The following is a 16,776-nucleotide window of genomic DNA, read 5'->3' as shown; positions in this document are numbered from 1 at the left end:
TTCCATGGCGGCAGAGGTGGGCACCAAGGCCCCGGATCTCGAGCTGAAGGACAACCACGGCCGGACCGTGAGGCTCTCCGGCTTCTGGGTCCCGGACGGTCCGGGCGGCGCCGGTGACGCCGACGGGTCCGACGGGGCCAGGAACGTGGTGCTGCTCTTCTACCCGTTCGCCTTCACCGGCGTCTGCACGGGCGAGCTGCGCGCGCTCCGCGACGAACTGCCGAAGTTCGTCAACGACGACGTACAGCTGCTGGCCGTGTCCACCGATTCCATCCACACCCTGCGGGTCTACGCCGAGCAGGAGGGCATCGAGTACCCGCTCCTGTCGGACTTCTGGCCGCACGGCGAGGCCTCGCGCGCGTACGGCGTCTTCGACGAGGACAAGGGCTGCGCGGTGCGCGGCACCTTCGTCATCGACAAGCGGGGCGTGGTGCGCTGGTCCGTGGTGAACGGCCTGCCCGACGCGCGCGACCTCAACGACTACCTCAAGGCCCTCGACGCTCTCCGATGACCCGAGAAATCGGGGTTCCGGGCATGCTGCGCAGGGGAACCGGTCACTAGGATCGACTCGTTGATCCGAATGCCAGCGCATTACGGGGGTCCCTCGGCCCCTCGACACCTATGGGAGGACTCGTGGGAGTCAGCCTCAGCAAGGGCGGCAACGTCTCGCTGACCAAGGCCGCCCCCAACCTGACCGCGGTCATCGTCGGTCTGGGCTGGGACGCTCGTACCACCACCGGGGGTGACTTCGACCTCGACGCCAGCGCCCTGCTGACCAACACGGAGGGCAAGGTCACCAACGACTCGAACTTCGTCTTCTTCAACAACCTCAAGAGCCCCGACGGCTCCGTGGAGCACACCGGTGACAACACCACCGGTGAGGGCGAGGGCGACGACGAGGTCATCAAGGTGAACCTGGCCGGCGTGCCGGCCGACGTCGCCAAGATCGTGTTCCCGGTCTCGATCTACGAGGCCGAGGCCAGGCAGCAGAGCTTCGGCCAGGTGCGCAACGCGTACATCCGCGTCGTGAACCAGGCCGACAACACCGAGCTGGCGCGCTACGACCTGAGCGAGGACGCCTCGACGGAGACCGCGATGGTCTTCGGCGAGCTGTACCGCAACGGGGCGGAGTGGAAGTTCCGGGCCATCGGCCAGGGGTACGCCTCGGGCCTGCGCGGAATCGCGCAGGACTTCGGCGTCAACGTCTGAGCGAGATCCCCCCTTCACGTCCGGCGTCGCACGTGCACGTGCGACGCCGGACGCGCCTCACCACTCATTTCCGTACCGCGGGGAGGAAGCAAGATCATGGGCGTCACGCTCGCCAAGGGAGGCAACGTCTCCCTCTCCAAGGCCGCACCGAACCTCACCCAGGTGCTGGTCGGGCTCGGCTGGGATGCGCGCTCCACCACAGGAGCCCCCTTCGACCTCGACGCCAGCGCGCTGCTGTGCCAGAACGGCCGTGTGCTCGGCGACGAGTACTTCGTCTTCTACAACAACCTCAAGAGTCCCGAGGGCTCGGTCGAGCACACCGGCGACAACCTGACCGGTGAGGGCGACGGCGACGACGAGTCGATGATCATCGACCTCTCCCTGGTGCCCGAGCACTGCGACAAGATCATTTTTCCGGTCTCGATCCATGACGCCGACAACCGCGGCCAGACCTTCGGCCAGGTCAGCAACGCCTTCATTCGCGTGGTCAACCAGGCGGACGGACAGGAGCTGGCCCGTTACGACCTCTCCGAGGACGCTTCCGGCGAGACCGCGATGATCTTCGGTGAGGTGTACCGGTACGGCGGAGAATGGAAGTTCCGAGCCGTTGGACAGGGGTATGCGTCAGGACTGCGGGGCATCGCCCTAGACTTCGGGGTCAACGTTTCGTAAAGCCGCGCACGGCGCGGGGGAGACCCGTACTTACACGATGGGGTAGCCAGTGGTTCTGAAAACCTTCGGCTGGTCGTTTGCCGTCACGGCACTCGGACTGGCTTTCGCCGCCTGGCAGTGGGGGTGGGAGGCGTTCGGGGTCGTACTGATCCTGTCGATCCTCGAAATCTCACTGTCCTTCGACAACGCGGTCGTCAACGCCGGAATCCTGAAGAAGATGAATGCCTTCTGGCAGAAGATCTTCCTCACGATCGGCATCCTGATCGCCGTCTTCGGCATGCGGCTGGTCTTCCCTGTCGCCATCGTCGCGATCAGCGCCAAGGTCGGTCCCATCGAGGCGATCCAGCTCGCGATGGACAAGCCCCAGCAGTACGAAGCCCTGGTCACGGACGCCCACCCGGCGATCGCGGCCTTCGGCGGCATGTTCCTGCTCATGATCTTCCTGGACTTCATCTTCGAGGACCGGGACATCAAGTGGCTCGGCTGGATCGAGCGTCCGCTGGCCAAACTGGGCAAGGTCGACATGCTGTCGGTCTGCATCGCGCTCATCGTCCTGCTCGGCACGGCGATGACCTTCGCGACCCACGCGCACACCAGCTCGGGATACCAGGACAAGTCGGCCACGGTGCTGCTCTCCGGCGTCGCCGGCCTGATCACGTACCTCATCGTCGGCGGCCTCTCCAGCCACTTCGAGAACAAGATCGAAGAGGAGGAGGAGCGCGAGCACGAAGAGGAGGAGAAGGCCAAGGCGGAAGGCAAGGACCCGTCCCTCGTCGGCCTGGCGGGCAAGGCCGCGTTCTTCCTCTTCCTGTACCTGGAAGTCCTCGACGCCTCCTTCTCGTTCGACGGTGTCATCGGCGCCTTCGCCATCACGAACCACATCTTCTGGATGGCGCTCGGCCTCGGCATCGGCGCGATGTACGTACGTTCGCTGACGGTCTACCTGGTCCGCCAGGGCACCCTGGACGACTACGTCTACCTGGAGCACGGCGCGCACTACGCGATCGGCGCGCTCGCGGTCATCCTGCTGATCACCATCGAGCACGAGATCAGCGAGCTCATCACCGGTCTCATCGGCATCGTCCTGATCGCCGCATCCTTCTTGTCCTCGATCCGCCGCAACAAGCTGCTCGCGGCCGGCGAGGACGGCAAGGGGCCGGCCTCGGGGGACAAGACTGAGGTCCCGTCCGGGGTGTGACCCGGCAGGGATTGAGGAACGCTCTGAGCGGGGCGGTCACGAGGCGTCGGCCTCGGGGCCGCCCCGCGGCCCTACGTGCCGTTGCGCGGGGTTTTCAAGAGACACCTGGGGTGTGGGGGCGGGATGGCTTTCTGGGACAGCATGCGGCGGAACAGGGCCGAGCAGTTCGCGTCCGGCAGCGCCGCGGCCAACGTGATCGAACTGACCAAGCGGAACCCGTCGGTCTCGCTCACCAAGCAGGGCGCGGCCACCGGCAACCTGCGCGTCAATCTCTCGTGGCGGATGCGCACTTCCGACATCGGCGGCGGGGGCAAACCGCGGCGCAGCGGCAGTCTGCTGCGCCGGCCGTTCACGTTCTTCCAGCCGGAACTGGTGCAGGCGCACACCCAGGGCGTGGTCAACGTCGACCTCGACCTCGGCTGCCTCTACGAGCTGGTGGACGGCACCAAGGGCGTCGTACAGCCCCTGGGCAGCTTCTTCGGGAGCCTGAACGCGCCGCCGTACGTCCAGCTCAGCGGCGACGACCGGTTCGGCGCGCCGTCGGGCGAGACGATCTATGTGAACCTCGACCACCGCGAGGCGATCAAGCGGCTGCTGGTCTTCGTCTACATCTACGACCAGACGCCGGCCTTCGACCGTACGCACGCCGTGGTGACGCTCTTCCCGAGCAACGGCCCGCGGATAGAGATCGAACTCGACGAGCGCGCCCCACAGGCCCGTTCGTGCGCCGTCTTCACCGTCGAGGACGTCAAGGGCGACCTGGTGGTGCGGCGCGAGGTGAAGTTCGTCTACGGCTTCCAGGCGGAGCTGGACCGGCTGTACGGGTGGGGCCTGCAATGGGGGCGCGGCTACAAGACCAAGGCCTGACGGACCTGACAGGACCGACGGGCCCGGTCTCCGAGTCCGTCAGGCGCGTTCTCCGGGTGTGTCCTCCGGGTGTGTCCTCTAGGCGCGGACGAACTGCGGTCCCTGCGGCGGCAGCCGGAAGTTCGGGTCCGGTGCGAAGGCAGCGGCGGCGGCGGGCTGCGGGTAGCCGTAGGCGGGCTGGGCCGACGCCGACTGGGGGTAGCCATAGGCGGGCGCGGCCGTCGGCTGCGGGTAGCCGTACGCGGGCTGGGGGGGCTGGGCGGGCTGGAGCGGCGGCTGGGAGGGGGGTGCGGGCGGCTCGGGGGCCGGGGCGGGCGCGGCTGCGGACGTCGCTGCCGACGCCGGTTCTGCGGCCGCCCCTTCCGTATCCTCCGCTTCGTCCGTTTCATCCACCGAGATGCCGTGGTCCGTGGCCAGGCCGATCAGGCCGTTCGAGTAGCCCTCACCCAGCGCCCTGAACTTCCAGCCCTCGCCGCGCCGGTACAGCTCCCCGCAGATCAGTGCGGTCTCCGCACCCGTCTCCGGCCTGACCTCGAAGTACGTGAGCGGCTCGCCGCTCCCGGCCGCGGTGGCGTCGTACACCTCGATGCGCAGATCCCGTACGTGCTCGAACGGGACGTTCTCCGTGGAAGCGACGATCAGGATCCGGTCCACGGCCGGTTCGAGCGCCGCGAGGTCCGTCTGCACCGAGTCGGTGACGCCGTCCGGCATGCGCTTCTTGCCCAGGCTCCGGACCAGGCCCGAGGGGTGGCGGGGCTGGTTGTAGAAGACGAAGTCCTCGTCGGAGCGCACGCGTCGGTCGACACCGAGCAGCAGGGCCGAGGCGTCCACTTCGGGGACGCCGGGGCCGGGGGTCCAGCGCAGCACAGCCCGTACGGCCGTGGCGTCGAGCGGGACGTTCGAGCCCTTCAGCATGGCGTGCGTCATGCCTGTCATCCTGCCTTCCCGCGGCTCCCCCGGACAACGCGGGGCCCCGTTTCCCTGCGGTCGTAGGTCGTGCTTTTGTGTGAGTAGCCTGAAGTTCATGCGCACGGGGAACTCTTGACACGGTCCCTACGTACTATTACCGGCCACAGAGCAATGGGCCGATACGGCAGCACGGGGGGATTTTGATGCGTCATTTCGGGCATATCCCGCGCGTTGTCCGGGAGAGCCTTTTCCATCAGGAGCCGGTCGCGTTCGATGCGGGGTCCTCGGCCCGTACGCTCTCCGCCGCTCTCGGCGCCACGCTCTACAGCCCGGCCACCCGGCCGACGCTCGCCGACGACGTGGTGAAGCAGGCGGGGCGCGGAGTCGTCTCGATGGTGCTCTGCCTGGAAGATTCCATCGACGACGCGGAAGTCGCCGGGGCCGAGGAGAACCTCGTCCGGCAGTTCGCCGAGCTCGACGCGCGGGGCCCGGAGCTGCCGCTGCTGTTCGTCCGGGTCCGCCAGCCCGGGCAGATTCCCGATCTGGTGCGCCGGCTCGGGCCCTCGGCGCGGCTGCTGTCCGGATTCGTACTACCGAAGTTCACCGAGGAGCGCGGCGTCGCCTTCCTGGAGGCGCTCACGGACGCGGAGGCGGCGAGCGGGCAGCGGCTGTTCGCGATGCCCGTCCTGGAATCACCGCAACTGCTCCACCTGGAGACCCGGGCCGAGACGCTGGGCGGCATCGCCCGCACCGTCGACAAGTACCGTGAGCGGGTGCTCGCGCTGCGCCTGGGCGTCACCGACTTCTGTTCGGCGTACGGGCTGCGCAGGGCGCCCGACATGACGGCGTACGACGTGCAGATCGTGGCCGGGGTCATCGCCGACGTGGTGAACGTGCTCGGGCGTTCGGACGGCACGGGCTTCACGATCACCGGTCCTGTGTGGGAGTACTTCCGGGTCCAGGAGCGGATGTTCAAACCGCAGCTGCGCCGCAGTCCCTTCGCGGGGCAGGCGGAGGCGCTGCGCGCGTCGCTCATCGAGCACGACATGGACGGGCTGCTGCGGGAGATCTCGCTCGACCGCGCGAACGGGCTGCTCGGCAAGACCTGCATCCACCCGTCGCACGTGCTGCCCGTGCACGCGCTGTCGGTGGTCAGCCACGAGGAGTTCAGCGACGCGCGGGACATCCTGCGGCCGGATCGGGACGGTGGCGGAGTGATGCGGTCCGCCTACACGAACAAGATGAACGAAGTGAAGCCGCACCGCGCGTGGGCCGAACGCACGCTGCTGAGGGCCGAGGTCTTCGGGGTGGCTCGCGAGGAAGTCGGCTTCGTGGAGCTGCTGACCGCCGGAATAACCGGCTGAGACGGCCGATGGCTGAGCCGGCCGGGAGCAAGACTGAGATGGAGACGGACGACGTGGTGTGGTCGGGAACGTGGGTCGCGGAGCGGCTGGGCGTCGAACTCGTCGCCGACGGCGAGGAGCAGAGGTCCGGCGGCTTGAACGATCTGCTGGGACTGGCCCTGCGCCGCAATCCGAAGCGGGCCCATCTGCTGGTGTCGAACGTGCTGGGCAAGCACGTGCCGCAGTCGCCCTCACGGGTGTACGGGGCGGGATTCGCGCTCGGTGAGGACGTACGGAAGCTGCTGGGTGACGAGGCGGCCGCACGCGCGGTGGTCCTCGGGTACGCCGAGACGGCGACGGGGCTCGGCCACGCGGTCGCGGACGGCGTGGGCGTGGCGCCGTACCTCCACTCGACGCGCCGCCCGGTCGACGGCGTGCCGACGGCGGGCGGCTTCGAGGAGTCCCACTCGCACGCCACCTCGCACCTGCTGCTGCCGGAAGATCCCGGGCTGCTGGCCGGCGAGGGACCGCTGGTCCTCGTCGACGACGAGTTCTCCACGGGCAACACGGTGCTCAACACCATCCGCGACCTGCACGGGCGGTACCCGCGCGAGTGGTACGTGATCGTGGCCCTGGTCGACATGCGCTCGGCACAGGACCGGGGGCGGCTGGAGGGGTTCGCGCGGGAGATCGGCGCGCGCGTCGACCTGATCGCGACGGCCTCGGGCACGGTCCGCCTGCCGGAGGACGTACTGGAGAAGGGCCAGGCCCTGGTGGCGCGGTACGACCCCTCCCCGCCGCCCCACTCCGGCCCCGCCTCTCCGGGAACCGGCGCTGCCGCCGAACCGGACGGCACCGGGGCGGGAGCCGGAGCCGGAGCCGCTCGCCCGGAGCCCACCCGCGTCGAGCTGGGCTGGCCGAGCGGGGTGCCCGACGGGGGACGGCACGGGTTCGTGCCCGCGCACCGGGCGGTGCTGGAGGGCGCGCTGCCGGGCATGGCCGACCGTGTCGCCGGGGCGCTGCCCCAGAACGCGCGCCGCGTACTGGTCCTCGGCTTCGAGGAGTTGATGTACGCGCCGCTCAGGCTGGCCACCGCGCTGGAGGAGCGCCTCGAAGCCGAGGTGCGGTACTCGACCACCACCCGCTCACCCGTGCTCGCCGTCGACGACCCGGGTTACGCGATCCGCACACGCATCGTCTTCCCCGCGCACGACGACCCCGCCGACGGTCCCGGCGCGCGCTACGCCTACAACGTCGCGGGCGCCGGCTTCGACGCCGTCGTCGCCGTCGTCGACTCCGCCGCCGACACCCCCGCACTGCACGCCCCCGACGGCCTCCTCGCCGGCCTGGCCGCCCACACCGGGCACGTCGTGCTGGCGGTCGTCCCCTCGTACCTACCCGAGACACCCGAGACACCCGATGTGCCGGGCATGGCCGAGATCCCCGTGATCCCCGAGATGCCCGAGCGACGAGTCCCCGAACGGCAGGAACCGCCCATGCCCGAGCCCCTCCGCGGCCCCGCCTTCTCCTCCTACGCACCGGAGGACGTCGGCTGGCTCCTCCAGGACCTCTCGGGCGTCGAGCTCGAGGCCCCGACGGAGGAGCGCGAGGAAGCGATCCAGAGCGGCGGCGCACACTACGCCGAGTCGCTCCCCGTCGAGTACCAGCCGAACGCCGAGTACCAGCAGCTCTTCATGGCGGCCCTGGAGACCTCGGCCACCCGCATCGCCCGGGCCGTCGCCACCGTCACCGAAACCGTCCTGGCCGAAATCTCCCACAACCGAAAGCGCGGGGGGACCCCCTCACCTCTTCCTGTACTGGTCTCCCTGGCCCGCGCCGGCACGCCCGTCGGTGTGCTGATGCGCCGCTACGCCCAGCACCGGCACGGGCTCGACCTCCCGCACTACGCCGTCTCCATCGTCCGCGGCCGCGGCATCGACGAGACCGCCCTGCGCTGGCTGGCCGCGCACCACGACCCGGCCGACGTCGTCTTCGTCGACGGCTGGACGGGCAAGGGCGCGATCACCCGCGAACTCGCCCAGGCCCTGGACGGTTTCGCCGCCGCCACCGGCATCGACGGCTTCAGCCCGGAGATCGCCGTCCTCGCCGACCCCGGCGGCTGTGTGAAGACCTACGGCACGCGCGAGGACTTCCTCATCCCCTCCGCTTGCCTCAACTCCACAGTCTCCGGTCTGATCTCCCGCACCGTCCTCCGTTCCGACCTGGTCGGCCCCGACGACTTCCACGGGGCGAAGTTCTACCGCGAACTCGCCGACGACGACGTGTCCGGTCACTTCCTCGACACCGTCGCCGCCCGCTTCGACGAGGTCGCGGACGCCGTGGACGCCGAGGTCAAGGAGCTGCTGTCGGCGGACCGGGCCCCCACCTGGGAGGGCTGGGCTGCGGTCGAGCGCATCAGCGAGGAGTACGGCATCCACGACGTGAACCTCGTCAAGCCCGGCGTCGGCGAGACCACGCGCGTCCTGCTGCGCCGCGTCCCCTGGAAGATCCTCGCCAAGCGCGGCGCCGGCGCCGACCTCGACCACGTGCGCCTCCTGGCGGAGCAGCGCGGCGTCCCGGTCGAGGAGGTCGACGGGCTCCCGTACACCTGTGTCGGACTGATCCACCCCCGGTACACACGCGGCGCCACCGGCGCGGACGGCAAGGCGGTAGCAGCGAAGTGACCAGCCGCCCTCCCGTCCTCGTCGCCAGCGATCTCGACCGCACCCTGATCTACTCCACCGCGGCCCTCGGCCTGCGCGTGCCCGACGCCGAGGCACCGCGCCTGCTCTGCGTCGAGGTCTACGAGAGCAAGCCGCTCTCCTACCTCACGGAGACCGCCGCCGGCCTGATGGCGCAGCTCGCCGCCGAGACCTGGTTCGTACCGACGACCACCCGCACCCGCGAGCAGTACCAGCGCGTCCGGCTTCCTGTCCCCACCCCCCGTTTCGCGATCTGTGCCAATGGTGGTCACCTTCTTGTCGACGGAGTGTCCGACCCGGACTGGCAGGCCCAGGTGGCGAGGAGACTCGCGGACGAGTGCGCTTCCCTGGCCGAGGTCCGCGCCCACCTCGTCGCCGCCGCCGACCCCGCCTGGCTGCTGAAGGAGCGGGTCGCCGAGGACCTCTTCGCCTACCTCGTCGTCGAGCGCGCTCTGCTGCCGGACGAGTGGGTCAAGGAACTCGGGGAGTGGGCACAGGCGCGAGGCTGGACGGTCTCCCTCCAGGGCCGCAAGATCTACGCCGTACCGAAGCCGCTCACCAAGAGCGCGGCCATGCGTGAGGTGGCCCGGCGCACCGGCGCCACTCTCACCCTTGCCGCAGGCGACTCCCTCCTCGACGCGGACCTCCTGCTGGCCGCGGACCACGGCTGGCGCCCGGGGCACGGCGAGCTGGCCGACACGGGCTGGACCGCCCCGCAGGTCACCGTCCTCCCCGAGGCCGGCGTCGCGGCGGGCGAGGAGATCCTGCGCTCCTTCATCCACGCCGCCGGCCGACACCCGGCCTGAGCATCCGGGCGCCCACGAAGAGCAGCACCGCCAGCACGGCCCCCACCAGCACCACCTTCGAGTACGCGGAGACATAACCCGTCACGTCCTCCCAGTTCTCGCCCAGCGAGTAACCGGCGAGGACGAAGACGGTGTTCCATATCGCGCTGCCGAGCGTGGTGAGCCCGAGGAAGACCGGCAGCGGCATGCGTTCGACCCCCGCGGGCACCGATATCAGGCTCCGGAAGACCGGGATCATCCGCCCGAACAGGACCGCCTTGGTGCCGTGGCGCAGGAACCAGGCCTCGGTCCGCTCGATGTCGGAAACCTTCACCAGTGGCAGCTTGGCCGCTATCGCGACGGTCCGGTCGCGCCCGAGCAGCGCCCCCACCCCGTACAGCGCGAGCGCACCGATCACCGAGCCCGCCGTGGTCCACAGCAGCACGGCGATCAGGCTCATCCGCCCGGTACTGGCGGCGAATCCGGCCATCGGCAGGATCACCTCGCTGGGCAGGGGCGGGAACAGGTTCTCCAGGGCGATGGCGATGCCCGCGCCCGGCGCCCCCAGGGCGTCCATGAGGGAGTTGATCCATTGTGGTGCGCTGCTTGCGGTCATGCGATCCACAGTAGGAATCCGTACCTGAAGCCACACTGAAGAAGCCACAGGATTCCCGGACGTCGACCACCGGAGAACACCGCGGTTTTCCGCGGTGCGCGGGCGGCCTCCGACTCCGAGGCCGTACGCTGGCTCCCGACCCGCGCCGATCCACCGTCCCGTCTCACCGAGCGAGGCGCGACGTGCTCGCCGAGACGGCCCAGGGCCACACCACCGCGGCGCCCGCGACGCGGCCGCACGGGTCGCAGAGCGCCCTGGAGAAGCACACCAGCGCAATCTCCGACACGCTCGAACTGCCGGGAAACAGTGGCTGCACTCGCCGGATCCTGGCCTCACTGCGGTATCCGGGCATCTGAGAGGGACGCGATGAGCAAGGGAAACAGCACTCCGGTCACCGACGAGCTGTACGCGTACATGCTGGCGCACAACCCCCCGCTGGACACCGTGCAGCGGGAACTCGTCGAAACCACCTACCGGCAGTTGCCGGAGCACGCGGGCATGCAGTCCGCCGAGGAGCAGGGGCCGCTCCTCGCCTTCCTGGTCCGGCTGACCGGGGCACGGCACATCGTCGAGATCGGTACGTTCACCGGTTTCTCCGCGCTGTCGATGGCGCGGGCCCTGCCCGCCGACGGCCGGCTGATCACGTGCGACGTGTCGGAGGAGTGGACGGCGTACGCGCGCGAGGCCTGGGCGAAGGCGGGCGTCGCCGACCGCGTCGAACTGCGTATCGGCCCTGCCCTGGCCACCCTGCGCGCCATGCCCGCGGAGCCGCACATCGACTTCGCCTACCTCGACGCCGACAAGGTCGCCTACGTGCCGTACTGGGAGGAGCTGGTGCCCAGGATGCGGCAGGGCGGGGTGATCGCCACCGACAACGTCTTCTTCCACGGAGGTGTCACGGACCCGGACGCGACGGGCGCGGCGGCCGCGATCAAGGAGTTCAACGACCGGGCGGCGGCCGACGAGCGCATGGAGAGCGTCATGCTCCCCGTCGCGGACGGTGTGACGCTCTCCAGGAAGCGCTGATCCTCAGCCGCAGCACCCGCCGCCGCAGCACCCGCCCCCGCCGGAGGGCGCGGCCGGGGCGGACTTGGCCGTACCGCCCACGGCGACGGCGGACAGCAGTTTGACGGTGTCGTCGTGCCCGTCCGGGCAGGTGGCGGGCGCGGAGGACTCGGCCATGGGCCGGTTCAGCTCGAAGCTGGTGCCGCAGGAGCGGCAGCGGTACTCGTAACGAGGCATGCCCCCAGGTTACTGAGTCGCCCCCCGGACCAGGACCTTCCGGGTCAGGAGCCCGCGCCCCGCTCCTCACGGATCTCCGAGACGACCCGCGCCACCGTGCGCCGTACGGCCTCGGTCTCGGTCAGGAAGTGCCAGTAGTCGGGGTGGCGGCCCTCCAGACCCGCGACGGCCCGCTCCAGCCGCGCCACCGAGTCGTCGAGCGGACGGGCATGCCGCGGATCGGGCGTATTGCGCCCGGCCATGGCCAGCCGCTGAGCGTCCCTGATCGTGAACCGCGTCCGCTCGATTTCCCGCTGCGGGTCCCCGGACACGGCATTGAGCCGTTGCAGCCGGTCACCGGCGGCCGAAACCGCCTCGTCGGTGGAGTTCAGCAGCGCCCTGACCGTGCTGAGCAGAGAGACGGCGTCGGGCCACCGCTGCTCGTCACGCGCCCTGGCCGCTTCCGCGATCTTCTTCTCGGCCCGCCGGACCGTGTCCGCTGTCTGCGCGGGTACGGTCTGCAGGTCCTGCCAGCACGCGGCAGTGAACCGGCGCCGCAGCTCGCTCAGGATCGGTTCGACCTTGCCCGCCCGGGTCGTCAGCGCCTGGGCCCGGGTCCGCAGCGACACCAACCGCCGGTCGATCTCCGCCGCCCGCTCCGGCAGCCGCTCGGCCTCGGTCCGCACGGCGTCGGCGTCGCGCAGCACCCGGTCCGCACGCTGCAGGGTCTCCGGTACGCCGTGCCGCCCGGCGCCCTCGTTGAGCTTGGTCAGCTCGGGCGCGAGAGCCGCCAGACGGGCCGCGAGGTCATCGGCCCTGAGCCCCGAGGCCCGTACCGCGTCCAGCGCGTTGCTCGCCGCGAGAAGCGTCTGACGGGCCCGCTCCACGGCGGGTGCGAGCCGGGCGAGCTGCGACTCCGCCGTGTCGAGCAGCGGCCCGAGCCCCAGCGCGTACCGGTCGAGCTCGCCCTTGACCCGTACCAGCTCGTCCTTGGCCCTGCTCAGCTCCGTGCGCGCCTTGGCGGCCGTGGCAGCCTCCAGGTCGTCGCGGTCGAGGTCGTGGGCGTCGACGGCGCCGATGTACGTACGGCTGACCTCGTCGATGCGCCGCCCCAGCGCCGCGAAGTCCTCCACGGCTCTGCGGGCCTTCGGCGAGCTGTCCACCGCCGTGATCGTCTCGATCGAGATCCGCAGGTCGCGCTGGGCGGTGTCCAGCTCGTAGAAGGCCGCGGCGGCCTCGTCCTTGGCGGCCTGGGCGTCGGCGCGCACATTCTCCCCGCGTCCGCCGAACCAGCGCCTCGTACCACCGCCCGTGAAGGCGAAGGGAAGTGTGACGACCAGCGGCACCGGCAGGAGCACGAGCGCGGCGAGGTCCCGGACGGCACCCGCTTTGGTACGGCGGCGTACTCGCTGCGTGTACGGCTGCGCGTGTGTCGCCGTCACATCCCTCTCCCGTGCCGTGTCCGCCCCTGCCCGGTACATTCTCCCACCAGGCAAGGACGAACACACGGGCCGGTCAGTTCGCGCTTCGTACGGTGATTTCCCCGTTGTCGCTGTTCGCCCTCACCACATGGGGGCTGTCCGGGGCGCGCGGCACGCCGATCCGGATGTCGCCGTTGTCGCTCCTGGCCGTCACGCTGTACGTGGCCCTGGGCAGGTCGAGGCTGATCTCGCCGTTGTCACTGCCGGCCTCCACCAGGTCCGGGACGACCGTGAAGGCCATCCGCACACTCCCGGTGTCGGAGTTGGCGGCCACCCTCTTCGACGAGATCCCCTCCGCGACGATCTCCCCGTTGTCACTGCTCAGGTCCAGCGGGCCGCTGGAGTCCTTGACGGTCACCCGGCCGTTGTCGGAACGGAGCGCGAGGGCGGTGTCGAACCCGGTGGCCGTGACCTTCCCGTTGTCGTCCCTCACGGTCACCGCGACCCCGCGCGGCACCTTCACCCGGTGCCACGACTCGCAGTCGCTCACCATGGCGTCGCAGTGCTGCCGCAGCACGAGCTCGTCCCCCTCCATCACCCAGGTGGACCCGGGCCCCTGACCGAGGAACACCCACCCGTCGGCACGGCGCGTGACTTCGACGTCCTTCACGTCGGCCGGCACCAGTTCGAGGGCCGAGTCGTCGGCGTCGATGGTCAGCGTCTTCCCGCTGAACGGGAACGACCGCTGCTCGGCGGGCGCGTCCTCGGCCTCGCTCCCGCCACAGCCGCTCAGAGCCACCACGGCGGCGACGACCCCGCCGACGGCGAGGAAGGTGCGGGTACGAAGTGCCATGGTGATCGATCCCCCAAGTAGTCCCGGCGTGAGCCCTCACCGTACGAACGGCCCCGCTCCGGCGCGATGCGGGCCGCCACCGAACCGGGGTGGGGTCATCCCCCCGCCGCCCCGGCGCCGGCCGGCCGGGCAACGGATTGCCATCCCTCCCCGTGAGCCATGTACGCTGTTGCCTCATCCACGGGTGCGTAGCTCAGGGGTAGAGCGCTGCTCTTACAAAGCAGATGTCGGCGGTTCGAAACCGTCCGCGCCCACATGTAGATAGTGGCAGGTCAGAGCCCCTACCGGTGTAGCAGCCAGTAGGGGCTCTTTTCGTTGTGAATGGCTGAGAGTCCACAAAGAGTCCACGTACCCGATTTGATCAAGGGCCGCCCCGACAGGTGGGGGCGCTCTTGCGCCTTCGACGCCAAGTCGCCCCGACTCCGCGCGGACCCGGGGCACATCTCCCGTGCTCGACCTCTCAAGATCACATAAAGCATGTCTGCATAGGCTGACTCATGATCGCCAACGGGTGAGCGTTTGTCGCGTGCCACGCGAACCTGATCCCCAGTGGGTGCTCGACGAGCGTCGAGCCCTCGGCGATCGGGTTCGGACGCAGAGACTCCATGCCAGCCTCACGCAAGAAGCACTCCGGGACTTGTCCGGCGTCGAGCGCCTCACCATTCAGCGCATCGAGTCCGGCGCCACCGATGCACGGATCGGGTGGCTTATGCGCATCGCCCACGCCCTCAACATCCCGGTCACCCGGTTGCTAGAGGGGGAGTAGCCCAAAGATTTCCCGCCCGCCGCGCTTGCTCCACCGCACACGGCGGGCGGGATCCCTGTGGGGGCTTCATAACGGCACGGGCCAGGCCGAAGTCATGAGTAAAGCCGATGATCGGTCCTGGCGGAAGGGTGCTACGCGCATATACCTGTGCGCGCCGCTCACGCCCCGTGTGAAGTGCCATTCTTGCCGCACCCGGGGCAAGCGAAGACCTCGAACGACAGGCCTGCCCGCTCTTCGCTGACCCGCCCCACACTGACCGCGCCGCTGGTGAGCCGCCTCCCGCACCAGATGCAGTCCCACCCCCTGGCCTGCCCGAACCGGACATCCTCCGCGGCGGGCAGCTGGCGGGTGCTGGCGCTCATGCTGCGGCTCGCGCGTCGCGCAGGGTCGCCTTGAGCCCGGCCGCGACAGAGCAGTCGATGCCGCTGCGGCAGGTGGCGCAGTCCCGGATGTGGAGGGTGAAGGCGTCCCACGCCTGCTCCAGACCGGTCGCTCCCGCCTCTTCGCCGGCTGCTGCCTGGTCCGTAGAATCCGCCATGTCGACCTCTCACCAGGTTGGCCACGCCCCGGGGCCGCCCTCACGCGGTCGCCGGGGTTCTGTGCTTCGTGGCCAGATTAGCGCGATAGGTGCGATAGGCGAGCTAGGTGAACTCGTCTCGCCTGGTCGACCTACCGCACCTAGCGTCGGGATCATGGAGTGGAAACCGGAAATCCCCAGGTGGCGACAGGTGTACGCCCTGCTGGAGGAACGCATCGACAGCGGCCAGTACCGACCTGGTGAGCGGCTGCCGTCCGCCCTGGCGATCGTGGAGGAGACGGGGATCAGCCCGGTGACCGCGCGGCGGGTCCTGAAAGAGCTGCGCGACGCCGGCCTGGCGTACATGGAGCCGGGCATCGGGACCTTCGTGACGCGGCTGCCGAGCCGGGACTGACCCCCAAACGGGGTGACGCTGTCAGTGCCCCGCCGTAGCCTTGCCGCATGCCCCCAACTCCCCCGCCTCCAGGTGCCCCGCGCCCTGCTGCTGTGGTGAATGCGGAGATCCGCGAGCGGGCTGGCGAGCTGTCGCCGGAGGAGTATCAGCGGCTGCTGGAGGAGTGGGTTGCTGCGGTGAGGGCCGAGGTTGCCGAGGCGGCGTGACCTGCGGCCTGTTGTCAGACCTGCCGTTTAGGATCCGGCCGTGGCGAACATCGAACCCCCCGACGACCTGATCAACCTCCAGCGCAAAGCGGCTGCGGCCTACGAGGATGCGATGCGGCAGCCGTACACCCGCGAGACGTGGGCCCCGTGGCTGGAAGCAGCCGAGGCGGTGCAGGCCGCGGTGACCGCGCACGCCGAGGCGACCGGGCAGAACCGGTACGAGGTAGAGATGGCGGTCAAGGCCGCCGTGCGCCAGGACGGCGACGAGTAGGCGCCTCGATCGGCCCGCGCGACCGGTAGGCGTACACCATGGCGACGACGGCGGAGGCGACGAACGGGGTCGCCCCGACGGTCAGCCACTGGAGCAGCGAGTCGGGTCGCACGATCAGGGCGATGGCAGCGAAGGCGACCAGGGGCACGGTCAGGCCGACGATGAACATGCGCATGTGACGGTCCACGGTGTCCTCCTATGGCGATGCCCCGCACCCGGCGCTGTTCGGGGCGGGGCTTCGTCAGCAGCAGCAAGCCCCTTGATAGGAGTGCTGATCCAGTACCGGTAAGCGTAGCCGCGGGGGCTGACAACGCGGCCGGGGTCAGCGTTCGGGGTGAGCGCTTTCGAAGTGGTCGGCGATGGCCTGTTCGACCCGCCGGGCATACGCCTTGCCGCGAACCTCGGCCATCGAGGTGATCGCGTCACTGATGTTGCCGCTCGTGAAGTTGGCCGGCAGAAGGAGCGGCCCGGTCGGTTCGAGGCTGGGGTTCTCGTCGTGCGACCAGCCGCAGCCGAAAGGGCAGTGGTAACGGACGATGCCCCCAGGATGGAAGCCGGGCTGCGGCATCGTCGTCACGGGCGGCGGTGTGTTCTCTGCCTCTCGCTGGGCGCGCAGGACGTCGTCGAGCGTTGGTTGCGGCAGGCGCTTCATGACCGCCTCGATGTCGGCGAACTCATCGCTCATGGGGCCCCTCCTCGGTAGGTGCCCTCAGTGTGGCAGGGCAGCCGTCGGCCCTCCCGTGGGGAGGTCGGGAGGGGCGGCGCGGCCCCGCCCAGGTCAACGGGCGGGGCCAGGGGGTGGCGC

At 69.9% G+C, this 16,776-nt stretch carries 21 protein-coding genes and 1 tRNA gene; 14 read left to right on the top strand and 8 right to left on the bottom strand.

Features of this window, described 5'->3' with window-relative positions:
* The first annotated feature begins 4 nt into the window (after positions 1-4).
* The 5 genes from ABD374_RS06635 (at position 5) to ABD374_RS06615 (ending at position 3,946) form a co-directional block, all read left to right on the top strand.
* Complete coding sequence (locus ABD374_RS06635) at positions 5-511, top strand: peroxiredoxin (protein ID WP_344492164.1); 507 nt, start codon at positions 5-7, stop codon at positions 509-511.
* A 122-nt stretch (positions 512-633) separates the two neighbouring features.
* A complete protein-coding gene (locus tag ABD374_RS06630) occupies positions 634-1,209 on the top strand; it encodes a TerD family protein (protein ID WP_344492162.1) in 576 nt (191 codons plus the stop codon).
* A 96-nt stretch (positions 1,210-1,305) separates the two neighbouring features.
* Positions 1,306-1,881: a TerD family protein gene (locus ABD374_RS06625; RefSeq protein WP_344492159.1), complete on the top strand. Its 576-nt coding sequence runs from the start codon at positions 1,306-1,308 to the stop codon at positions 1,879-1,881.
* Between the two features lie 49 nt (positions 1,882-1,930).
* On the top strand, positions 1,931-3,079 hold the full coding sequence (locus tag ABD374_RS06620) for a DUF475 domain-containing protein (RefSeq protein ID WP_344492156.1): 1,149 nt from the start codon (positions 1,931-1,933) through the stop codon (positions 3,077-3,079).
* Between the two features lie 123 nt (positions 3,080-3,202).
* The gene (locus tag ABD374_RS06615) at positions 3,203-3,946 is read left to right on the top strand and encodes a TerD family protein (protein WP_344492153.1); all 744 of its coding nucleotides are present in this window, start codon (positions 3,203-3,205) and stop codon (positions 3,944-3,946) included.
* Between the two features lie 78 nt (positions 3,947-4,024).
* Here ABD374_RS06615 and ABD374_RS06610 read toward each other — a convergent pair whose 3' ends face one another.
* Positions 4,025-4,873: a TerD family protein gene (locus ABD374_RS06610; RefSeq protein WP_344492150.1), complete on the bottom strand. Its 849-nt coding sequence runs from the start codon at positions 4,871-4,873 to the stop codon at positions 4,025-4,027.
* A 185-nt stretch (positions 4,874-5,058) separates the two neighbouring features.
* Between ABD374_RS06610 and ABD374_RS06605 the strand changes: the two genes are divergently transcribed.
* Genes ABD374_RS06605 through ABD374_RS06595 form a run of 3 tightly spaced genes read left to right on the top strand, consistent with a single transcriptional unit; the run spans position 5,059 to position 9,706 of the window.
* Positions 5,059-6,219 (top strand): HpcH/HpaI aldolase/citrate lyase family protein, encoded by a 1,161-nt coding sequence (locus ABD374_RS06605; protein ID WP_344492147.1) that lies wholly within the window; start codon positions 5,059-5,061, stop codon positions 6,217-6,219.
* Positions 6,220-6,257: 38 nt separating this feature from the next.
* Positions 6,258-8,882, top strand: coding sequence for a phosphoribosyltransferase (locus ABD374_RS06600; RefSeq protein ID WP_425577146.1), 2,625 nt, complete (start codon positions 6,258-6,260; stop codon positions 8,880-8,882).
* Positions 8,879-9,706, top strand: a complete 828-nt coding sequence (locus tag ABD374_RS06595; protein ID WP_344492141.1) for an HAD family hydrolase — start codon at positions 8,879-8,881, stop codon at positions 9,704-9,706. The genes ABD374_RS06600 and ABD374_RS06595 overlap by 4 nt, the downstream gene beginning before the upstream one ends.
* On the opposite strand, the gene ABD374_RS06590 is transcribed toward ABD374_RS06595, so the two are convergent.
* The gene (locus ABD374_RS06590) at positions 9,675-10,301 is read right to left on the bottom strand and encodes a DedA family protein (protein WP_344492138.1); all 627 of its coding nucleotides are present in this window, start codon (positions 10,299-10,301) and stop codon (positions 9,675-9,677) included. The two genes, ABD374_RS06595 and ABD374_RS06590, sit on opposite strands and share 32 nt — an antisense overlap.
* 182 nt (positions 10,302-10,483) lie before the next feature.
* On the opposite strand from ABD374_RS06590, the gene ABD374_RS06585 reads away from it, so the two are divergent.
* Both ABD374_RS06585 and ABD374_RS06580 read left to right on the top strand, forming a co-directional pair.
* Positions 10,484-10,657, top strand: a complete 174-nt coding sequence (locus tag ABD374_RS06585) for a hypothetical protein (RefSeq protein ID WP_344492135.1) — start codon at positions 10,484-10,486, stop codon at positions 10,655-10,657.
* A 10-nt stretch (positions 10,658-10,667) separates the two neighbouring features.
* The gene (locus tag ABD374_RS06580) at positions 10,668-11,327 is read left to right on the top strand and encodes an O-methyltransferase (RefSeq protein ID WP_344492132.1); all 660 of its coding nucleotides are present in this window, start codon (positions 10,668-10,670) and stop codon (positions 11,325-11,327) included.
* A 3-nt stretch (positions 11,328-11,330) separates the two neighbouring features.
* On the opposite strand, the gene ABD374_RS06575 is transcribed toward ABD374_RS06580, so the two are convergent.
* The 3 genes from ABD374_RS06575 to ABD374_RS06565 all read right to left on the bottom strand — a co-directional run bounded on the left by ABD374_RS06575 (position 11,331) and on the right by ABD374_RS06565 (position 13,796).
* Entirely contained in the window at positions 11,331-11,543 is a 213-nt protein-coding gene (locus ABD374_RS06575) for an FmdB family zinc ribbon protein (RefSeq protein ID WP_344492129.1), read from the bottom strand.
* Between the two features lie 44 nt (positions 11,544-11,587).
* Entirely contained in the window at positions 11,588-12,964 is a 1,377-nt protein-coding gene (locus ABD374_RS06570) for a hypothetical protein (RefSeq protein ID WP_344492126.1), read from the bottom strand.
* 73 nt (positions 12,965-13,037) lie between these two features.
* Positions 13,038-13,796, bottom strand: coding sequence for a DUF4097 family beta strand repeat-containing protein (locus ABD374_RS06565; protein WP_344492122.1), 759 nt, complete (start codon positions 13,794-13,796; stop codon positions 13,038-13,040).
* Between the two features lie 182 nt (positions 13,797-13,978).
* Here ABD374_RS06565 and ABD374_RS06560 point away from each other — a divergent pair.
* Positions 13,979-14,050 (top strand) — tRNA-Val (locus ABD374_RS06560).
* A 299-nt stretch (positions 14,051-14,349) separates the two neighbouring features.
* Positions 14,350-14,562 (top strand): helix-turn-helix domain-containing protein, encoded by a 213-nt coding sequence (locus ABD374_RS06555; RefSeq protein WP_344492119.1) that lies wholly within the window; start codon positions 14,350-14,352, stop codon positions 14,560-14,562.
* Between the two features lie 358 nt (positions 14,563-14,920).
* Here ABD374_RS06555 and ABD374_RS06550 read toward each other — a convergent pair whose 3' ends face one another.
* Positions 14,921-15,100 (bottom strand): hypothetical protein, encoded by a 180-nt coding sequence (locus tag ABD374_RS06550; protein WP_344492116.1) that lies wholly within the window; start codon positions 15,098-15,100, stop codon positions 14,921-14,923.
* 154 nt (positions 15,101-15,254) lie between these two features.
* Between ABD374_RS06550 and ABD374_RS06545 the strand changes: the two genes are divergently transcribed.
* On the top strand, positions 15,255-15,494 hold the full coding sequence (locus tag ABD374_RS06545; protein WP_344492114.1) for a winged helix-turn-helix domain-containing protein: 240 nt from the start codon (positions 15,255-15,257) through the stop codon (positions 15,492-15,494).
* 246 nt (positions 15,495-15,740) lie between these two features.
* Positions 15,741-15,971 carry a hypothetical protein gene (locus tag ABD374_RS06540; protein ID WP_344492111.1) on the top strand — a complete coding sequence of 77 codons (231 nt, stop codon included), beginning with the start codon at positions 15,741-15,743 and terminating at the stop codon, positions 15,969-15,971.
* Here ABD374_RS06540 and ABD374_RS06535 read toward each other — a convergent pair.
* Both ABD374_RS06535 and ABD374_RS06530 read right to left on the bottom strand, forming a co-directional pair.
* Positions 15,937-16,158 carry a hypothetical protein gene (locus ABD374_RS06535; RefSeq protein WP_344492108.1) on the bottom strand — a complete coding sequence of 74 codons (222 nt, stop codon included), beginning with the start codon at positions 16,156-16,158 and terminating at the stop codon, positions 15,937-15,939. The genes ABD374_RS06540 and ABD374_RS06535 overlap by 35 nt on opposite strands.
* A 135-nt stretch (positions 16,159-16,293) precedes the next feature.
* Positions 16,294-16,656, bottom strand: coding sequence for a hypothetical protein (locus tag ABD374_RS06530; protein WP_344492105.1), 363 nt, complete (start codon positions 16,654-16,656; stop codon positions 16,294-16,296).
* Positions 16,657-16,776: the final 120 nt, after the last annotated feature.

It is taken from the genome of Streptomyces enissocaesilis, from assembly GCF_039533765.1.
Classification (GTDB): Bacteria; Actinomycetota; Actinomycetes; order Streptomycetales; family Streptomycetaceae; genus Streptomyces; species Streptomyces enissocaesilis.
The sequence above is the reverse complement of the archived record's forward strand: the minus strand, read 5'-3'. Positions and strand labels throughout refer to the sequence as shown.